Annotated in this window: 16 protein-coding genes and 1 pseudogene; 9 read left to right on the top strand and 8 right to left on the bottom strand. The window is 71.0% G+C overall.

The window, feature by feature from the left end:
• Positions 1-56 precede the first annotated feature (56 nt).
• The 4 genes from D581_RS0108905 to zapE form a co-directional block, all read right to left on the bottom strand.
• Positions 57-926 (bottom strand): polysaccharide deacetylase family protein, encoded by an 870-nt coding sequence (locus tag D581_RS0108905; RefSeq protein ID WP_018956894.1) that lies wholly within the window; start codon positions 924-926, stop codon positions 57-59.
• Positions 927-1060: 134 nt separating this feature from the next.
• Positions 1061-2434 carry an alkaline phosphatase PhoX gene (locus D581_RS0108900; RefSeq protein ID WP_018956893.1) on the bottom strand — a complete coding sequence of 458 codons (1374 nt, stop codon included), beginning with the start codon at positions 2432-2434 and terminating at the stop codon, positions 1061-1063.
• Positions 2435-2573: 139 nt separating this feature from the next.
• A complete protein-coding gene (locus D581_RS0108895; protein ID WP_018956892.1) occupies positions 2574-2999 on the bottom strand; it encodes an OsmC family protein in 426 nt (141 codons plus the stop codon).
• A 91-nt stretch (positions 3000-3090) separates the two neighbouring features.
• A complete protein-coding gene (gene zapE, locus D581_RS0108890) occupies positions 3091-4182 on the bottom strand; it encodes a cell division protein ZapE (RefSeq protein ID WP_026290343.1) in 1092 nt (363 codons plus the stop codon).
• A 37-nt stretch (positions 4183-4219) separates the two neighbouring features.
• Between zapE and D581_RS0108885 the strand changes: the two genes are divergently transcribed.
• The 5 genes from D581_RS0108885 to D581_RS0108865 all read left to right on the top strand — a co-directional run bounded on the left by D581_RS0108885 (position 4220) and on the right by D581_RS0108865 (position 8232).
• The gene (locus tag D581_RS0108885) at positions 4220-5038 is read left to right on the top strand and encodes a pyrimidine reductase family protein (protein ID WP_032752619.1); all 819 of its coding nucleotides are present in this window, start codon (positions 4220-4222) and stop codon (positions 5036-5038) included.
• Positions 5039-5201: 163 nt separating this feature from the next.
• Positions 5202-5654 carry a hypothetical protein gene (locus tag D581_RS0108880; protein ID WP_018956889.1) on the top strand — a complete coding sequence of 151 codons (453 nt, stop codon included), beginning with the start codon at positions 5202-5204 and terminating at the stop codon, positions 5652-5654.
• Between the two features lie 68 nt (positions 5655-5722).
• Positions 5723-7123, top strand: coding sequence for a UDP-N-acetylmuramate--L-alanine ligase (gene murC, locus D581_RS0108875; protein WP_018956888.1), 1401 nt, complete (start codon positions 5723-5725; stop codon positions 7121-7123).
• A 50-nt stretch (positions 7124-7173) separates the two neighbouring features.
• Positions 7174-7581, top strand: a complete 408-nt coding sequence (gene msrB, locus D581_RS0108870) for a peptide-methionine (R)-S-oxide reductase MsrB (RefSeq protein ID WP_018956887.1) — start codon at positions 7174-7176, stop codon at positions 7579-7581.
• Between the two features lie 237 nt (positions 7582-7818).
• Positions 7819-8232 (top strand): hypothetical protein, encoded by a 414-nt coding sequence (locus tag D581_RS0108865; protein ID WP_018956886.1) that lies wholly within the window; start codon positions 7819-7821, stop codon positions 8230-8232.
• Between the two features lie 122 nt (positions 8233-8354).
• On the opposite strand, the gene D581_RS0108860 is transcribed toward D581_RS0108865, so the two are convergent.
• Entirely contained in the window at positions 8355-8825 is a 471-nt protein-coding gene (locus D581_RS0108860; RefSeq protein ID WP_018956885.1) for a hypothetical protein, read from the bottom strand.
• A gap of 515 nt (positions 8826-9340) precedes the next feature.
• On the opposite strand from D581_RS0108860, the pseudogene D581_RS1000000138550 reads away from it, so the two are divergent.
• Positions 9341-10905 (top strand): annotated as a pseudogene (locus tag D581_RS1000000138550) (alpha/beta hydrolase).
• A 553-nt stretch (positions 10906-11458) separates the two neighbouring features.
• Entirely contained in the window at positions 11459-12055 is a 597-nt protein-coding gene (locus D581_RS0108845) for a polysaccharide deacetylase family protein (RefSeq protein WP_018956882.1), read from the top strand.
• A gap of 70 nt (positions 12056-12125) precedes the next feature.
• On the opposite strand, the gene D581_RS0108840 is transcribed toward D581_RS0108845, so the two are convergent.
• Positions 12126-12371: a DUF397 domain-containing protein gene (locus tag D581_RS0108840; RefSeq protein WP_018956881.1), complete on the bottom strand. Its 246-nt coding sequence runs from the start codon at positions 12369-12371 to the stop codon at positions 12126-12128.
• Positions 12368-13249, bottom strand: a complete 882-nt coding sequence (locus D581_RS0108835) for a Scr1 family TA system antitoxin-like transcriptional regulator (RefSeq protein ID WP_018956880.1) — start codon at positions 13247-13249, stop codon at positions 12368-12370. Before D581_RS0108835 ends, D581_RS0108840 begins: the two co-directional genes overlap by 4 nt.
• 153 nt (positions 13250-13402) lie before the next feature.
• Between D581_RS0108835 and D581_RS0108830 the strand changes: the two genes are divergently transcribed.
• Complete coding sequence (locus D581_RS0108830; RefSeq protein WP_018956879.1) at positions 13403-13864, top strand: ATP-binding protein; 462 nt, start codon at positions 13403-13405, stop codon at positions 13862-13864.
• A gap of 66 nt (positions 13865-13930) precedes the next feature.
• Here the strand turns inward: D581_RS0108830 and D581_RS0108825 are convergent, their stop codons facing one another.
• Positions 13931-14767, bottom strand: a complete 837-nt coding sequence (locus D581_RS0108825; RefSeq protein WP_026290341.1) for an MmyB family transcriptional regulator — start codon at positions 14765-14767, stop codon at positions 13931-13933.
• Between the two features lie 123 nt (positions 14768-14890).
• Between D581_RS0108825 and D581_RS0108820 the strand changes: the two genes are divergently transcribed.
• Positions 14891-16090: a CynX/NimT family MFS transporter gene (locus D581_RS0108820; RefSeq protein WP_106434366.1), complete on the top strand. Its 1200-nt coding sequence runs from the start codon at positions 14891-14893 to the stop codon at positions 16088-16090.
• Positions 16091-16482: the final 392 nt, after the last annotated feature.

Genomic DNA, 16482 nt, shown 5'->3' with positions numbered 1-16482 from the left:
CCCCATGGGGCGAGGGCCGGAGTACACATCCCCGGCCCTCGCTCCGCACAACGAGCTCAGGGCCCCTCCTTCATCAACTCCGACACCTTCACGAAGCGGTAGCCGCGCTCGCGCAGTTCCGGCACGATCCGGCGTACGGCCGCCTCGGTGGCCGGGGCCGCGCTGCGGGTGCAGTGCATCACCACGAGGGAGCCCGGCCGCACCCCGTCCAGCACCTGCTCGGCCACCGCGTCCGCGTCCGTGGCGAAGGCGTCGCCGCTGACCACGTCCCACTGCACGGCCGTCACGTTCGCCGGGGTCAGCGCGCGCAGCGCCGTGTCGTCGTAACAGCCGCCGGGGAAACGGAAGTACGGCACCACGTTCCGCGCCCCCGCCTTCCGGAACGCCGCGAACGTACGTTCTACCTCGCGGGCCATCGCGGCCTTCCCGACCACCGGCAGGCCGTAACAGGGGGAGCTGAAGGCGTGGTGGCTGTAGGAGTGGTTGGCGATCTCGAACAGCGGGTCCGTGCCGATGGCCTTCGCCTGCGCCGGGTACTCCTCGGCCCAGCGCCCGGTCATGAAGACGGTGGAGGGCACCTTCAGCCGGCGCAGCAGCGCGACCAGTTCCGGGTTGTCGAAGCGTTCGCCGGAGGCGGCCCGGGGGCCCTGGTCGGCCGTCATGTCGGCGTCGAACGTCAGCGCCACGACCTTCTCCGCCGCGCGGCCGGCCGCGCCCCCGCCCGTCGGCCTCCGCTCGAAGACCGGGGTGCGGCCCGCCGGACCGGGGGCCATCGTGGGCGGCTTCTCCGGTACGGCCGAGGCGGGGGCGGATGCCGCCGGGGTGGGCGGGGGAGCGGGTGCGGGGGCAGGGCCCCCGCACCCGGCCAGGGCGGCGCCGGTGAGTACCCCCGCGACCGTCAGCGTCAGCGTCGTCGTCTTCTGCATCTTCCGCGCAGCAGTGATCACTCACGGAAAATAGCGGAAAATGTCCGATAATCAGGTTATATCGGGCGGCGGCGTTCCGGTGTCCGGCGAAGTGCGGCCGCCCCGGGCACCTCCGGATCGCCGCCCCGGCTACCTCAGCACCACGGCCCCGTCACCGCGAACGTCGTCCCCGGCCTGTAGCAGTTCACGTACATCGTCGAGCCGTCCGGGGAGAAGACGACCCCCGCGAACTCCCCCCACTCCGGCGCCTCGGGCGTGCCGATGTTCTGCCGCCCGCGCGCCATCGTGTACACCTCGCCGCGCCGGGTCACCCCCAGCACGTGCTGCGCGCCGTCGCCGTCCTCGCAGACCATCAGCCCGCCGTCGGCCGCCAGGCAGATGTTGTCGGGCGACTCGCCGGGCAGCTGGATGTCGGTGTCCGGGCCGAAGATCACGACCAGGGTGAGCCGCCGCTTCCTCGGCTCGTAGCGCCAGACCTGGCCGTAGTGGTCGGCCGCCGAACCCTCGTCGCTGCGGGCGAAGCTGGAGACGAAGTAGACGGACGAGCCGCCCCAGTAGCAGCCCTCCAGCTTCTGGGCGTGCGTGACGCCCTTCGGGCCGAAGTCCTGGAAGCGGATCGCGGTCTCCGCCGCCAGCGGATCCGGTACGGGGACCCACTCGATCCGGTCGAAGCTGGTCCCGGTCTCCTGGACGGCGGAGAGGTCGGGCACACCCGGCACCCGCATCGCCTCCAGCGCCCCGCCCGCCCGGAGCGATCCGGTGCCGCCGAGCGGCTTCTCGGGAAGGAAGCGGTAGAAGAGCCCGAACGGCTTGTCGAACGCGTCCTCCGTCTCGTACACGATCCCGGACTTCGGGTCGACGGCGATCGCCTCGTGCTGGAAACGGCCCATCGCGGTCAGCGGGACGGCCCCGGTGCGGCGCGGATCGGCGCCGTCCACCTCGAAGATGAAGCCGTGGTCCTTGGTGTACCCGTTGGTACCGGCCTTGTCCTCGTTCTCCTCGCAGGTCAGCCAGGTGCGCCAGGGGGTGGGCCCGCCCGCGCAGTTCACCGCCGTACCGGCGATGGCGACGCGTTCGCCGAGCACCTTGTTGCGGCCGTCCAGCTCCAGGGACGTACAGCCGCCCTTGGCCGCCGGGTCGTAGGTCAGCCCCTCGACGGTCGGTACGCCGAGCTTGGCGGAGTGCCGGTTCTCGTGGTTGCGGACCAGGTGGACCCGGCCGTGGCGACCGGGCAGCGCGGCCATCCCGTCGTGGTTGCCCGGCACCGGCCCCTCGCCGGAGCGCAGCGGTTCGCCCTCCCGGGACAGCACCCGGTAGCGGAATCCCTTCGGCAGGTCGAGCAGGCCGTCGGGGTCGGGGACGAGCGGGCCGTAGCCGTCGTGGCCGCGTGCGGCGGCCGTGCCCGCGAAGAGTTCGGAGAAGGCCCCCGTGAAGGCGATCGCGGCGGCTGCGCCGCTGCCTGCCAGGACCTGGCGTCGTGTCGCGGTGGAGCGGGGTGCGGTTGACATGAGGTGACTCCCTGTTGGCGGACAGGTGAAGTGACCCGCACGTGTGTAGCACGCACAAAGGCGCGGGGGAACCATGCGTACCCCCGCGCCACGTGTTTCCGCCATGGGTTGCCCCGCCGGGGCAGCCGTAGGCGGAAGGTCAGGCGAGCGAGGCCGTCAGGGTGATCGTGGTGCCGGTGAGCGCCTGGCTGACCGGGCAGTTCGCCTTGGCGTCCTCGGCGGCCTTCAGGAAGGCGTCCTCGTCGAGACCGGGCACCTCGCCCACGACGGTGAGGTGGATGCCGGTGATGCCCGTGCCGGGCTGGAAGGTCACCTCGGCCTTGGTCTCCAGCCGGGTCGACGGGGTGCCGGCCCCGGCGAGGCCGTGGGAGAGCGCCATCGAGAAGCAGCTGGAGTGGGCGGCGGCGATGAGCTCCTCGGGGCTCGTCTTCCCGTTCGCCTGCTCCGAACGGGCGGGCCAGGAGACGGGGTAGTCGCCGATGCCGGAGGAGTCGAAGGTGACGACCCCCTTGCCCTCGATCAGGTTGCCTTCCCAGTTCGTGTGCGCCTGACGCGTGGTAGCCATGCTGGACCCCTTCGAAAGGTGTGCGCGGTGGTACGGGATAAGACGGGGCACCCCACGGCGTGCGGTGTCCCGTCGCGTTACGCCCCCGAACCTACTGCGCCACCAGCCCCTTCGCGTCACGCGCCAGTGCCGTCAACCGGGAGATCGCCCGGAAGTACTTCTTCCGGTACCCGCCGTTCAGCATCTCGTCGCTGAACAGCCGGTCGAACGGAAGCCCCGAGGCGAGCACCGGGACCTCCCGGTCGTACAGCCGGTCGGCGAGCACCACCAGGCGCAGCGCGGTCGACTGGTCGGGCACCGCGCTCACCCCGGTCAGACAGACCGCGCGGAGGTCGTCGGTCAGCGCGCCGTACCGGCTCGGGTGGACCCGGGCCAGGTGGTCAAGGAGGCCGGGGAAGTCGTCGAGGGACGCGCCCGGAGTGGCGTACGCGGCCCGGGTGACCTGCTCGTCGTCGTACGGCGGCGGGGCCTCGGGCAGACCGCGGTGCCGGTAGTCCTCGCCGTCGATGCGCAACGGGCGGAAGTGCGCGGACAGGCCCTGGATCTCGCGCAGGAAGTCGGCGGCGGCGAACCGGCCCTCGCCCAGCTTGCCCGGCAGCGTGTTCGAGGTCGCGGCGAGCGCCACCCCGGCCTCCACGAGCCGGCTGAGCAGCGAGGACACCAGCACGGTGTCGCCCGGGTCGTCGAGCTCGAACTCGTCGATGCACAGCAGCCGGTGCCCGCTGAGGGTCCGCACGGTCTGCTGGAAGCCCAGCGCGCCCACGAGGTTTGTCAGCTCCACGAACGTGCCGAACGCCTTCAGCGACGGCTCGGCGGGCGTGGCGTGCCAGAGGGAGGCCAGCAGGTGGGTCTTGCCGACGCCGTAGCCGCCGTCGAGATACACACCGCGCGGCCCGGTCGGCGCGGCCGGCTTCCTGCTGAACCACTTGCGCCGCCCGGCGCCCGTCGCGTGCGCCCCGCCGAGCCCGGCGGCGAAGCCCGCCAGGACCGTGACCGCCTCGCTCTGGCTGGGCTGGTTCGGGTCGGGGACGTACGTGTCGAAGCGCACCGAGTCGAAGCGCGGCGGAGGCACCATCTCGGCGACCAGACGGTCTGCGGGTACGTGCGGCTCACGGGCGCACAGGGACAGCGGGGCCGATTCGGCAAGGGGGCTCTGCCCCGGAAACGCGGTGGATGACGACACAACTGTCCACCCTAAGGCTCATGCCAGACTGCAACCCATGCGAAGCCTGTTCCCTGTGACGGACCTGACAGAAGGCGGATCGGGAGCGGAGAGCCCGTCCGGGCCGCTCATCGACCGCGAGTGGAGCCTCGACGAGCTGGCCGACGCCTACGCCTACCCCACCGGCCTCCCGGCCGAAGGGCCCGCGACCCCCTGGCTGCGCGCCAACATGGTCTCCACCCTCGACGGGGCCGCCCAGCACGACGGCCGCTCGCAGCCCATCTCCTGCGCGGCGGACATGCGGATCTTCGGCACCCTGCGGGGCCTGGCCGACGTGGTGATCGCCGGAGCCGAGACCGTACGCCTGGAGGGGTACCGTCCGGCCCGCGCCCGGGAGGCGTTCGCCGCGCGGCGGGCCGCCGCCGGACAGGGCCCCGCTCCCGCCGTCGCGGTGGTGACCGGCTCGATGGAGCTGGACTTCTCGCTGCCGCTGTTCACCGAGCCGCTCGTCCCGACGCTCGTGGTGACCGGGGCCGGGGCCCCCGCCGACCGGATCGCGGCGGCCCGGAAGGCGGGCGCCGAGGTGGTGATCGCGGGCGAGGGCGCCCGGGTGGACCCGGCACGTGTCGTGCGCGAGCTGGCCGACCGGGGGCTGACCAGGCAGCTCACCGAGGGCGGACCCCGGCTGCTCGGCCAGTTCGTGGCGGCCGGTGCGCTGGACGAGCTGTGCCTGACCGTGTCCCCGATGCTGACCGCCGGGGACGCCCAGCGGATCGCGGGGGGCCCCGGGGTCACCGTGCCGGAACGTTTTTCCCTGGCATCGCTCCTGGAAGAGGCCGGGTTCCTCTTCACTCGGTACCGTCGGACCGACGGATAGCGGAATTTGCCGTTCCGCTTGGCTCCGGCTGGGCACACTTACCCCTGCGGTCCCCGTGGAAGCACGGGGAAGGATGGTTTCAGCAAACGACCGTCGACGGTCGAGCCGGCAGTCGACGAGACGAAGAAGCGGAAGGGCGCCTGTCGTGTTCACAAGCGTTTTGATGATCGAGAAGCCGCTCACTCCCGAGGACGTGGAATTCGTCACCACCCTCCACGGCGAGGAGCGGATCTCGTTCGTCGTTCTGTTGCAGCCGCGCGGCGACCAGGCCGATGTCCTGCTGCGCGCGATCGACGACGTGGCGATGGGGGAGCTGAAGGAAGCGGTCCGCGAGGGCGAGGAGCCGGAGGGCGACGAGGCCCGCGAGACCGCGCAAATCGGCCTGGAGTACTCCCTCCGGGCCCTGCGCGACGCGGGCTCCACGGCGGTCGGACAGGTGATCGAGAATCACCCCCTGGACCGACTGACGACCGTCGTCGAGGAGGCGGGCGCCGACGAGGTCATCGTCCTGACCGCCCCGCACTACGTCGAGGAGTTCTTCCACCGCGACTGGGCCTCCCGCGCCCGGCACAAGGTCGGCGTCCCGGTGCTCAAGCTCTTCGCGCACAGCGAATAGGCTGAGGCCGCGCGGTCCGGGTCGGCCCCCGGCCGCCGTCCGAACCCAGCGACCACGCAGGAGCACAGATGGCACCCGGCATTCCCGCCGCCATGGAACGACCCCACTTCATCGGCATCGGCGGCGCCGGAATGTCGGGCATCGCGAAGATCCTCGCCCAGCGCGGGGCGAAGGTGGCGGGCAGCGACGCGAAGGAGTCCGCCACCGCCGAGTCCCTGCGGGCGCTGGGGGCGACCGTGCACATCGGACACGCGGCGGGCCACCTGGCCGACGACGCGTCCTGCGTGGTCGTCTCCAGCGCCATCCGCGCCGACAACCCGGAGCTGCTCCGCGCGAACGAGCTGGCGATCCCCGTGGTGCACCGCTCGGACGCCCTGGCGTCCCTGATGAACGGCCTGCGCGCCATCGCGGTCGCCGGCACCCACGGCAAGACGACGACGACGTCGATGCTGGCCGTCGCGCTCTCCTCGCTGAGCCTGGCCCCCTCGTACGCCATCGGCGGCGACCTGGAGGGCCCCGGCACCAACGCCACGCACGGTGAGGGGGACATCTTCGTCGCGGAGGCGGACGAGAGCGACCGCAGCTTCCAGAAGTACGACCCCGAGGTCGCGATCGTCCTCAACGTCGAGCTGGACCACCACGCGAACTACGCCTCGATGGACGAGATCTACGACTCCTTCGAGACGTTCGTCGGCAAGGTCGTCCCCGGCGGCACCCTGGTCATCTCCGCCGACCAGCCCGGCGCGGTCGAGCTGACCCGCCGGGTCCGCGACCTCTCCGAGCTCAAGGTCGTCACCTACGGCTCCGCCGAGAACGCCGACGTCCGCGTCCACAAGGTCACCCCGCGCGGCCTGACCAGCGAGGTCACGGTCCTGCTCAACGGGAAGTTCCTGACCTTCACCGTCTCGGTCCCCGGCAGCCACTACGCCCACAACGCGGTCGCCGCCCTCGCCGCCGGCGTCGCCCTCGGCATCCCCGCGCACAACCTGGCCTCGGCCCTCGGTTCGTACACCGGGGTCAAGCGCCGCCTCCAGCTCAAGGGCGAGGCGGCGGGCGTGCAGGTCATCGACTCGTACGCGCACCACCCCACCGAGATGACGGCCGACCTGGAGGCCATGCGCGGCGCGGCCGCCGACGCCCGCATCCTGGTCGTCTTCCAGCCGCACCTGTTCTCCCGTACGCAGGAGCTGGGCACCGAGATGGGCCAGGCCCTCGCCCTGGCCGACGCCTCCGTGGTCCTGGACATCTACCCGGCCCGCGAGGACCCGATCCCGGGCATCACCAGCGCCCTGATCATCGACGCGGCGAAGGAGGCCGGAGCCGAGGTCACCGCCGTCCACGACCAGGCCGACGTCCCCGCCGCCGTCGCGGGAATGGCGAAGCCCGGCGATCTCGTTCTCACCATGGGAGCGGGCGACGTCACCGACCTCGGCCCGCGCATCCTGGACCACTTGTCGACCGGCCGGTAGCCGAGTGGCGACCGGATCGAGCGACCACCTGTCGAGCTGAGGAGCGAGCCGTGCCGTACGACGTCGAGAAGCCGGACGAGCAGTGGCGGGACGAGCTGACCCCCGCCGAGTACGCGGTGCTGCGCCAGGCCGGCACCGAACCCGCCTTCGTGGGTGAGTACACCGACACCAGGACGGCGGGCGTCTACTCCTGCCGCGCCTGCGGGGCGGAGCTGTTCCGCTCCGACACCAAGTTCGCGTCGTACTGCGGCTGGCCGTCCTTCTACGACCCGAAGGACACCGACGCGCTCGAGCTGGTCGAGGACCGCGCCCACGGCACGGTCCGCACCGAGGTGCGCTGCTCCCGCTGCGGCTCGCACCTGGGCCACGTCTTCGAGGGGGAGGGCTACCCGACCCCCACGGACCAGCGCTACTGCATCAACTCGATCTCGCTGACCCTGGCGCCGGACGAGAGCTGAGCCGTGCATCGGCCGACGCCGTGCCGGCCGATGCCCGGCGACGCCGGGCCGACCGATGCACGGCGACGCCGGGCCGACCGATGCACGGCGACGCCGGGCCGACCGATGCCCTACGACGCCGTGCCGACCGATGCCCGCACAGGGAGACCTGTGCGGGCATCCTCTCGTTCACGGCACGCCGTGAGCCGTTCGTGCCGGGGGTTTCGCCGCGCTGCGCCGACCGGGGACTATGGGGCCATGAGAAGAATTGCCGGCCTTGCCGTCATCCCGTTCGCCGCGTCCCTGCCCTTACTGGCGGGCTGCACCCTGGACTCCGGCGCGGCCGGGGACCACTCCGCCGAGTTCCCGCAGCCGACCGCCACCACCACCGTCGCCCCCGACTCCGCCGTGCGGCTTGCCGACCACTACCGAGAAGCGAGCGGAAACAAGCACGTGTACGGCATCCAGCGTTCCGACGGCCCCGCCGACGTGCCGCTGCTGACCGTCTGGACGCACAGCAAGGACGATGACGCCGGACCCTTCGACCGGCTGAAGGTCTCGCTCACCGACTACCTGAAGCGCGAGAAGGGCGTGGATCTGAGCGAGGGGTACCTCATGGACGTGTTCGGACCGGACGGCCGTCTCCAGCACCGCCTCGACGCACGCCTGTAGGACGCCGGGCACGGCGCTCGCCCCCGGGGCTCATCGCCCTCCGGGCGGTACTCCGGCACTCACGCCCGCACCCCGTCGACCCAGGTCGGTGATCCACCTCGCCGACGGCGCCGCCGCCGCGCTCAGTCCTGGTCGGGGCCCTCGGCGGCATCGGACCGCAGCAGCGGGTGGATCACACCGGGGAAGACCCGGGCCCGCACGACCTCCTCGGCCGACCCGCCCTGGACGACGGTCTCCGCGACACCCCAGGGCCGTCCGGCCAGGTGGATGGTCAGGGTGTACGAGGAAGAGCAGCCGGTGCACTCGTAGCGGTCGGCCCAGGTCTCGACCTCGGTGGTGGAGCCCGGGTAGCGCTTCACGTGCCGGTGGCGGGCGTGGCAGCGGTCGCAGGTCTCGCCCGGCTCGCAGGTCCCGCCGCACGGACACGGCACGTCGAAGCTGTCGGCGGGCGTCCAGCGCTGCACGAGGACGGCCTCGCGTGTCGCGCCCATGTCCTTCATGGCCTTGAGGTTGCGGGCGGCGACGTTGTACGACTCGCCGGTGGCGGCCATCCGGTCACGGATGACGTCCTTACGTCCACGGTTGGTCGTCATGTTGCTCCTCCTGGGTTCACGCAGCCCGCCAGGAGGCCCATGAGTCGATCAGTCGTACCTCTTTACGTTACCTGCCCGGACCGGGCGCACGGACCGGGCGGAAGGCCCGGGGCCGATGTTCGCGCCCCCGGGCGGCGACCGAGCGATCACCGAGGTGTACTCCGCACCTGACGACGCCTGGTAACGGGAACCGGATCTCGTCCGGGATCAGCGCTCGTGACCGTGATCGTCCCCGACGAGGACCCGGCACGCGAACCTACGGTCTGCCTCGATCCCGTAGGACGGCATCCGGACCTTCCGCATGACGTCATGCGTTGGTTGCGGGGTCGATCCGACCCCGCACGCCGCGCCCCTCGCCCCCTCCGTCACGGCACCCCCCGAGCCAGGCGCCTCGCTGAAATCGCGCATCCGAACTCGCTTGTTCCGTACGGTCGTTAGCCTGTCCGACGACCCTGCGGTCCGTCCCTCCGGACCACTGAGCGCCATGCACCATCCCAGCGAACGAAGGCACTCCATTGCTCCTGAGACGAAGAGCGATCTCCAAGATCGCCTTGGGCGTCGCCGCGTTGCTCGCCCCCACGCTCCTCGGCACCACGGCCACCGCCACGGCTGCGCCCGCGGCCGATCCCGGTGCGCCGGTGGCCGCGCCGTACACCTCCTCACTGACCTGGCAGGGTTGCGGCGGCGACCTTCCCGCCACCGTCGAATGCGCGACCCTCAAGGTGCCCCTCGACCACCTCAGGCCGGGCGGCAGGAAGATCGATGTGTCGCTGTCGCGGATCAAGGCCGCCGACCCGGCCGAGCGCCGCGGTGTCCTGCTCTTCAACCCGGGCGGCCCCAGCGGTTCCGGACTCTTCTATCCCCTGGCGCTCAGCGGTCTTCTGCCGCAGTCCGTGAAGGACCGGTACGACCTGATCGGTTTCGATCCGCGCGGGGTCGGCGCCAGCAGTCCGCTCGCCTGCGGCACGACCACCGCCGACGAACGGCTGACGTACCGGCCCTACAAGGACGCGACCTTCGCCAAGGACGTCGCCTGGGCGCGCGACATCGCTGACGGGTGCCGCGACCGCAACAGGGAAACACTCCGGCACATCAGCACCCGCAACACGGCACGCGACATGGACGTCATCCGCGCGGCCCTCGGGGAACGGAGAATCTCCTACTTCGGACTGTCGTACGGGACCTATCTCGGTTCCGTGTACACCCAGCTGTTCCCGCGGCGGGTCGACCGGTTCGTCCTGGACAGCGCGGTCGACCCCGAGCGGGTGTGGCGGAGCATGGGGCAGTCCTGGGCGGAGCAGGCCGAGCCCGCGTTCGACCGGTGGACGGACTGGACCGCTCGTCATGCGGCACGGTACGGACTCGGTGACACGCCCGCCGAGGTCGAGAAGCTGTTCTGGGACATCGTCGCGCGCGCCGACCGGGAGCCGCTCGACCTCGGCGGGACCAGGTTCGACGGTGCCGAGGTCCGCGAGTACATACGCTGGGAGATCACCCACCCCGCCGTCGCCGCCAGGACCCTGGGGCTGCTCCGGGACGCCGCCGAGGGCAAGCCCGTCCCGACCTTCCCGACCTTCGTGCCGACCGACAGCGAACTGGCGAGCTACCTCGCGATCATGTGCGGTGACACCCGCTGCCCACCGACCCGGCCGTCTACCGAGCCGACTCCCGGCGCGACAGCGTCCGCTACCCCCTGTACGGCGACTCCGTCTCGAACATCTTCCCGTGCGCCTACTGGGACCGCCCGGTCGAACCGACCACCAAGATCCACAACAAGGTCCCCGCACTCATCGTCCAGAACGAATGGGACTCGCAGACCCCCCTGGCCGCCGCACTCGGCCTGCGACGGGCGCTGAAAGGCTCCCGGCTCGTCACCGTGGACGAGGGCCAGGGCCACGGCGTGTACGCGCTCGGCATCAGCGACTGCGCCGACGACGTCACCACGCGGTATCTGACCACCGGACGGCTTCCCGCCCGGGACGTCACCTGCGCGGCCGACCCGCTCCCCGCGGCCGACTCCCGTTCCGCCTCGCCGGGCCCGGCCACGGCACCGGCCCGCCTCCCCTTCTCCGGCCGCTGAGCCCCGGCAGACAGTTGGCCTGGTAGAAGCCGTCCGAAGAATCTTGGTGTGGGGCTGTCCGGCCGGAGGCCGGACAGCCCCGTCCTCGTCAGTGGCCACCCGCCATCTCATGGTCCGGTGTCACCACGGACCGGTGAACCGCGTTGCTCCCGGGATGTCAGCTGGGCTGCGCGGTGATCCCCGAGGCGGTCCCCGCCGAGCTGAACCTGTAGGGACGTACCTGCCGGGCTCTGTCGGGATTCGTACTGAGCCTGCCCGCGTTTGCCGCATCTTTCCGAGGGACAGGACTGTCCTGCGCAACGTGTGCGACGTCCGGCTGCAGCCATACCCAGGGCGGATATGGGTGAGTGAGCCGCTGTTTCGTGGCGCTCCGGTGCCTTGCTGGTTCACCAGTCCACCCCTGGAGAGGATCGATCCCCGTATGAGAAACCGATACAGAACGCGCATAGGGTTCAGCGCGGCTGTGGCGATGCTGATGACGTCAGTCGCGTTACCGCCGGCGGTCGCGCAGGCGACGGCTTCCGGGAGCCGTTGTTCCGGGGGCTACGTGGCCATGACCTTCGACGACGGCCCGACGGACGCCACGGCCCAGTACCTGAAGGCGCTGCGGGATGCCGGACGCGTCAGGGCGACGTTCTTCGTGACCGGCACACTGGCCGAAGGACAGCGGGCCGGGACACGGCGGATGGTCGCCGAAGGGCATCAGGTCGGAAACCACTCCTACACCCACGCCAATCTCGTAGAGCTCGACGCGGCCGCCGCGTTCGCCGAACTACGCGACACCAGCCGCGTCATCCGAACCCAGACGGGTCGGGCGCCCACGCTGTTCCGGCCGCCCTTCGGGAGCACCGACGCGCGGACCCGGCGGGATGCGGCCCGACTGGGCATGACCGAGGTGATCTGGACGGCCGATACCGTCGACTGGAGCGGCATTCCCACCGAGACGATCGTGGCGAACGCGCTCACCGTGAAACCGGGCGGCATCATCCTGATGCACGACGGTCTGCAGACGACCCTCGCGGCCATCCCGAAGGTCGTCCAGGGGCTCGCCGAGCGGGGCTTGTGCCCGGGTCGGATCGTGTACTCACCCACACCGGTCGAGGCATGGCCGGGACTGACTTTCCATGCCAAGGCAGCGCCCTGGCGTTGACGTGTCCCATCGGGGGCGGTGCCGCGCACAGCGCCCGCCCCCGCCGCGCGCTCCACGTGCCGCCCGGGGCTCAGGCCTGGGCGGCGTACGCGAGGAAGTGGCTCCAGGCGGCCGGGGCGAGGGCGAGCTGGGGGCTCTCGTCCAGCTTGGAGTCGCGGACGTGGACGGTGGAGGGGCAGGCGGCGACCTCGACGCAGGAGTCGCCGGAGCCGCCGCTGTAGCTCGACTTGTGCCACTCCAGGGCGACCTCCACGCAGGAGTCTCCGGAGCCGCTGCTGTAGCTGCTCTTGAACCAGGTCAGGGGTGTGGTGCTCATCTCGCTCCTCGCATCCGCCGCATCAGGCTCTTGGAGTGATCCAACGAGAGAGCCTGTGAACGCATACTGGCACACCGCATCTGGAGTGCGCTGAGCACTTTGAGGTCGGAGACGAACTGTCCGTGCTCCTGCCCTTCCAGATAGCCGAACCACTGGTGATCCTGCGTCTCCAGCAACTGCATCGGACCGTCCAGCCCCGCGTGGTGATGCCGTACCAGCGGCATGATCTGGATGTCCACATTGCGCAGCTCGGACAGGTCCAGGATGTGGTCGATCAGCTCCCTGGTGACTTCTTCGCCGCCCAGTTCCCGCAGGAACAGATGCTCTTCGAGAATGAAACTGAACGCGGTGTTGGGCCGGTTCTGCAGGAGTTGCTGACGCTCCAGCCGAGCCGCGAGCTGGGCCTCGATCTGCTCGTCACCGAGCGGCGGCAGTTGATCGGTGAACAGCGTCCGCGCGTACGCCGGCGTCTGCAACAGCCCCGGAATTAACCGGCACTCGTACGTGTACAGGCTCAGCGCTCCCAGCTCCAGCTCTGCCCACTGCCGGAACCAGCTCGCCAGCCCCTTCCGCCGCGTCAGGTGCTTCGCCGCCGCCAGAATCACGCCGAACGCGTCGAGCAGTCTGTCCGCGCGCTCCGCGAAGTCCGGAGGCGGGAGCCGGCGGCCCTGCTCGATGGAGGCGACGGTCTCCAGTGAGTATCCGACGAGCGGGGCGAACTGCTCCTGTGTCAGCCGCGCCCGCTTGCGGAAGGTCTTGACCACCTCTCCGAACATCTTGAGGATGTACTGCGGTTCGGGTTCGCCGCCGCGTCCGCCGCCGTTGCCGAAAGTCCCGTACGTGGTGATGCTGTCGATGCCGTCCGTGCCGTGCGTCATGTACGGCCACCTCCCCATGCGCCTGTCCTGGTCCGCGACCCGTCCATGCTCACGGAACGTGACGCGTACCATCTACCCTTCGCACCCGTACGCTGACTCAGCGTACGGGTTTCTGACCTGGTGGAGAGGGGCCGAGGCCCGGAATCTGGGGGCATGGAAGCACTCACGAAGACCCAACCCGAGGTAACCGTACGTGTGTTCAAGCGTCAATTCGACGCTGATCCACGCGGTGCCCGGCTCGCCCGCCGCGTCGGGCTGCACAAGCTGCACACCTGGGGCATCCCGTACCTCAGTGACGCCTCGGAGTCGGCGGCCCTGATCATCGGCGAGCTGACGGCCAACGCGGCGACCCACGGCCGCGTCCCCGACCGCGACTTCGAACTGCGCCTGTCGTTCCTGCCCGGCGACCCGGGATCGCCCGGCCTCCTGCGCATCGAGGTGTCCGACACCCGGGGCGAGTGCCGGCCGCCGGGGCCCGGCGAGATCACCGCGCCGGAGGACAGCTCCGACAGCGGGCGCGGGCTGCTGATCGTGGACGCCCTGGCCGACCGCTGGGCGGTCCTCGACCGCAACCCGGGCAAGACGGTCCGGGCGGAGCTGGACCTGCTGTACTGAGGGCTCGCGGCGCCGCCCCCGCTACGCGCTGTCGCCGCGTATCCGACGGCACTGTCGCTCACCGCGTCACGAAATGGACCGCAGCCGTCCATGGGACTGGCGCCGGAGCTGGTCGATGGCCTGGGCCGTCTGATCGGACTCGGGCAGGAAGATGACGAGCTGCTGGGCGTCCATGGGCAGTTCGAGCGTCTCGCGGAGCAGCCTCAGCTGGTGCCCGTCCGGGTGGTTGAGCCTGAGTACCCCGCGGCGCGGTACGACGTGGCGGGACAGGCGGTTGGTGAACTCGGGCCCGGCAACGGGGGTGAGCTCGGAGGTGAGCCACTCGAGGTTCTCCAGGGACGGCGCCTGCCAGAGATCGAAGGTGTGCTCGTCCGCGATGTCGCCCCAGTCGACGAAGAACGCCCGGGAGCGGGGGTCGGTGAACAGATAGCGGTTGAGATTCGGCTCGGCGCCGTCGAGCAGTCCGGTGCCGCTGGTGATCGACTGGAAGCCCGTGGTGTGGGCGAGGATATCGCCGAGCCGGTTGGTCACGAGGGCGACGCCGGGTTCCAGGAGGCAGAGCGTCTGCAGGACGGACGGGCGCACGCGCCGGGGCGGTGGCACGGGCGTGATCCGCACCGAGCACTGGTCACCGGAGATCTTGGCGAGGTAGCGCAGATGGTTGCGCTCCGAGGGGTCGAGACAGAGCGCGTCGGCGAGTGAGCTGACGACCGCGGGCGATGGGTTGTGGTCGCGCCCCTGCTCGATGCGGGCCAGGTATTCGACGCTTATACCGGCTCGCGTGGCGAGGTCGAGGCGGCGCAGCCCAGGTGATCGGCGGCGGCCGTGTCTGTGCAGGCCGAGAGATTCCGGCTGGATGGTGTCGCGCTTGGCCCGGATGAAGTTCCCCAACGGAGTCCCCATGCCGCCAGGTTACGGGTGTCGCCGGGTGGGCCGAGGGCCGCCGGGTGGGCCGAGGGTGGCCCTGCGGGGGCCAGCCTCAGTACGGCCTCGTTGAGCGCCGGGTGAAGCTCGATGATGACGGTCATGGAGAACACAGCGAGACGGCGTTCCGGACAGGCACTGCTGCTGTGGGGGTTGCTCGTGGCAGCAGCCAACCTCCGGGCGGGTCTGACGGGTGTCGGGCCGTTGCTGGATCGAATCCGGGACGACCTGGGGCTGGCCCCGGCGCTGCTCGGCCTGCTGAACACACTGCCGGTGCTGGCGTTCGCCGCACTGTCCCCGATGGTGCCCCGGCTTGCCGCGCGGTGGGGAGACGAGCGGCTCCTCGGCGCTGCGCTCGCCGTGCTGACCCTGGGGATCGCGGTTCGGTGGGTGCCCTCGGCGGTCGGTCTGTTCGGGGGAACCGTGCTGATCGGAGCTGGTATCGCCGTGGGCAACGTCCTGCTGCCGAGCCTCATCAAGCGTGACTTCCCCACCAAGGTAGGGCTGTTGACCGCTGCTTACGCGACGGTGATGGGAGGCTTCGCCGCAGTCGCCTCCGGGGTGGCGGTGCCGATCAGCGAGGTCGCTCCCGGTGGCTGGTCCACCGCGTTGGGAGGCTGGGTCCTGATCGCGCTGATCGCCGTGCTGTTGTGGCTCCCTCAGATGCGCGCCGCGCCGTCCGCCCCGCAGGCGGCGCGCGGGCAGCACCGGCTGCCCTGGAGGTCCGGCCTCGCGTGGGCGGTCGCGGCCTTCATGGGGCTGCAGTCTCTCGGCTTCTACGTGGTGGTGACATGGCTGCCCCAGGTCTTCCAGGACAACGGCGTCAGCGCTGCCAAGGCCGGATGGCTGCTGTTCCTGTTCCAGGCGGTCGCGGTGCTGACCAGCCTGGCGGTCCCGGGCGCGCTGCGCTGGGCGCGTGACCAGCGGGCGCTGGCGGCGATCTGCTCGGCCATCCTGTTCCTCGGCTACCTCGGGCTCCTGGTGGCCCCGGAGCCGGCGCTGCTGTGGAGCATCGTCCTCGGCCTGGGCGGCGGGGCCTGTCTCGTGCTCGCGCTGGCGTTCCTCGGCATGCGCGCCCAGGACGCGGCCGGGGCGGGCGCGCTGTCGGCGATGGCGCAGTCGATCGGCTATCTGCTTGCCGCTGTCGGCCCGGTGGTCTTCGGGCTGCTGCACACCGCCAGCTCCGGCTGGCAGGTGCCTCTGGTGCTGATGTGTGTGGCTGCGGCCGGTCAGACGGCGGTGGCGCTGGTGGCCGGGCGTGGCACGGTGCTGCCGGATTCGTCGGGGGGCCCAGCACGTTGAAGGCCGTCGGCACACCGAGTTGCCTGCGTACCGCGGAGGCGTGGCGCATCGCGGGGTGGAACACCGGGGCGAAGCAGAGGAGACGCCCCAGCTCCCCCTTGTCGTACACCTCGCGGGCAGTGGCGGCCGCAGACGCGGTCAGGGCGGGTGGCGCCAGGGAATGCACCAAGACGTGTCGCGGGACTTCGACTTCGAGCGCTGCGCGGTGCACCAAGGCCAGGTCAACCACCCTGTCGCGGCGCTCCAACCGGAACACCGTGGCGGGTGAGCAGCCGATCCGGTCACCGAGGACGGCGACAGTCCAGGCGCGGTGTTCGCGGCCGAGACGGATGAGCGCGCCGGGGCGCCGCTGTGCTGCTAACTCGCGCGAAGTCGCATATCGAAAGGCTGGC

Source organism: Streptomyces sp. CNB091 (assembly GCF_000377965.1).
The sequence above is the reverse complement of the archived record's forward strand: the minus strand, read 5'-3'. Positions and strand labels throughout refer to the sequence as shown.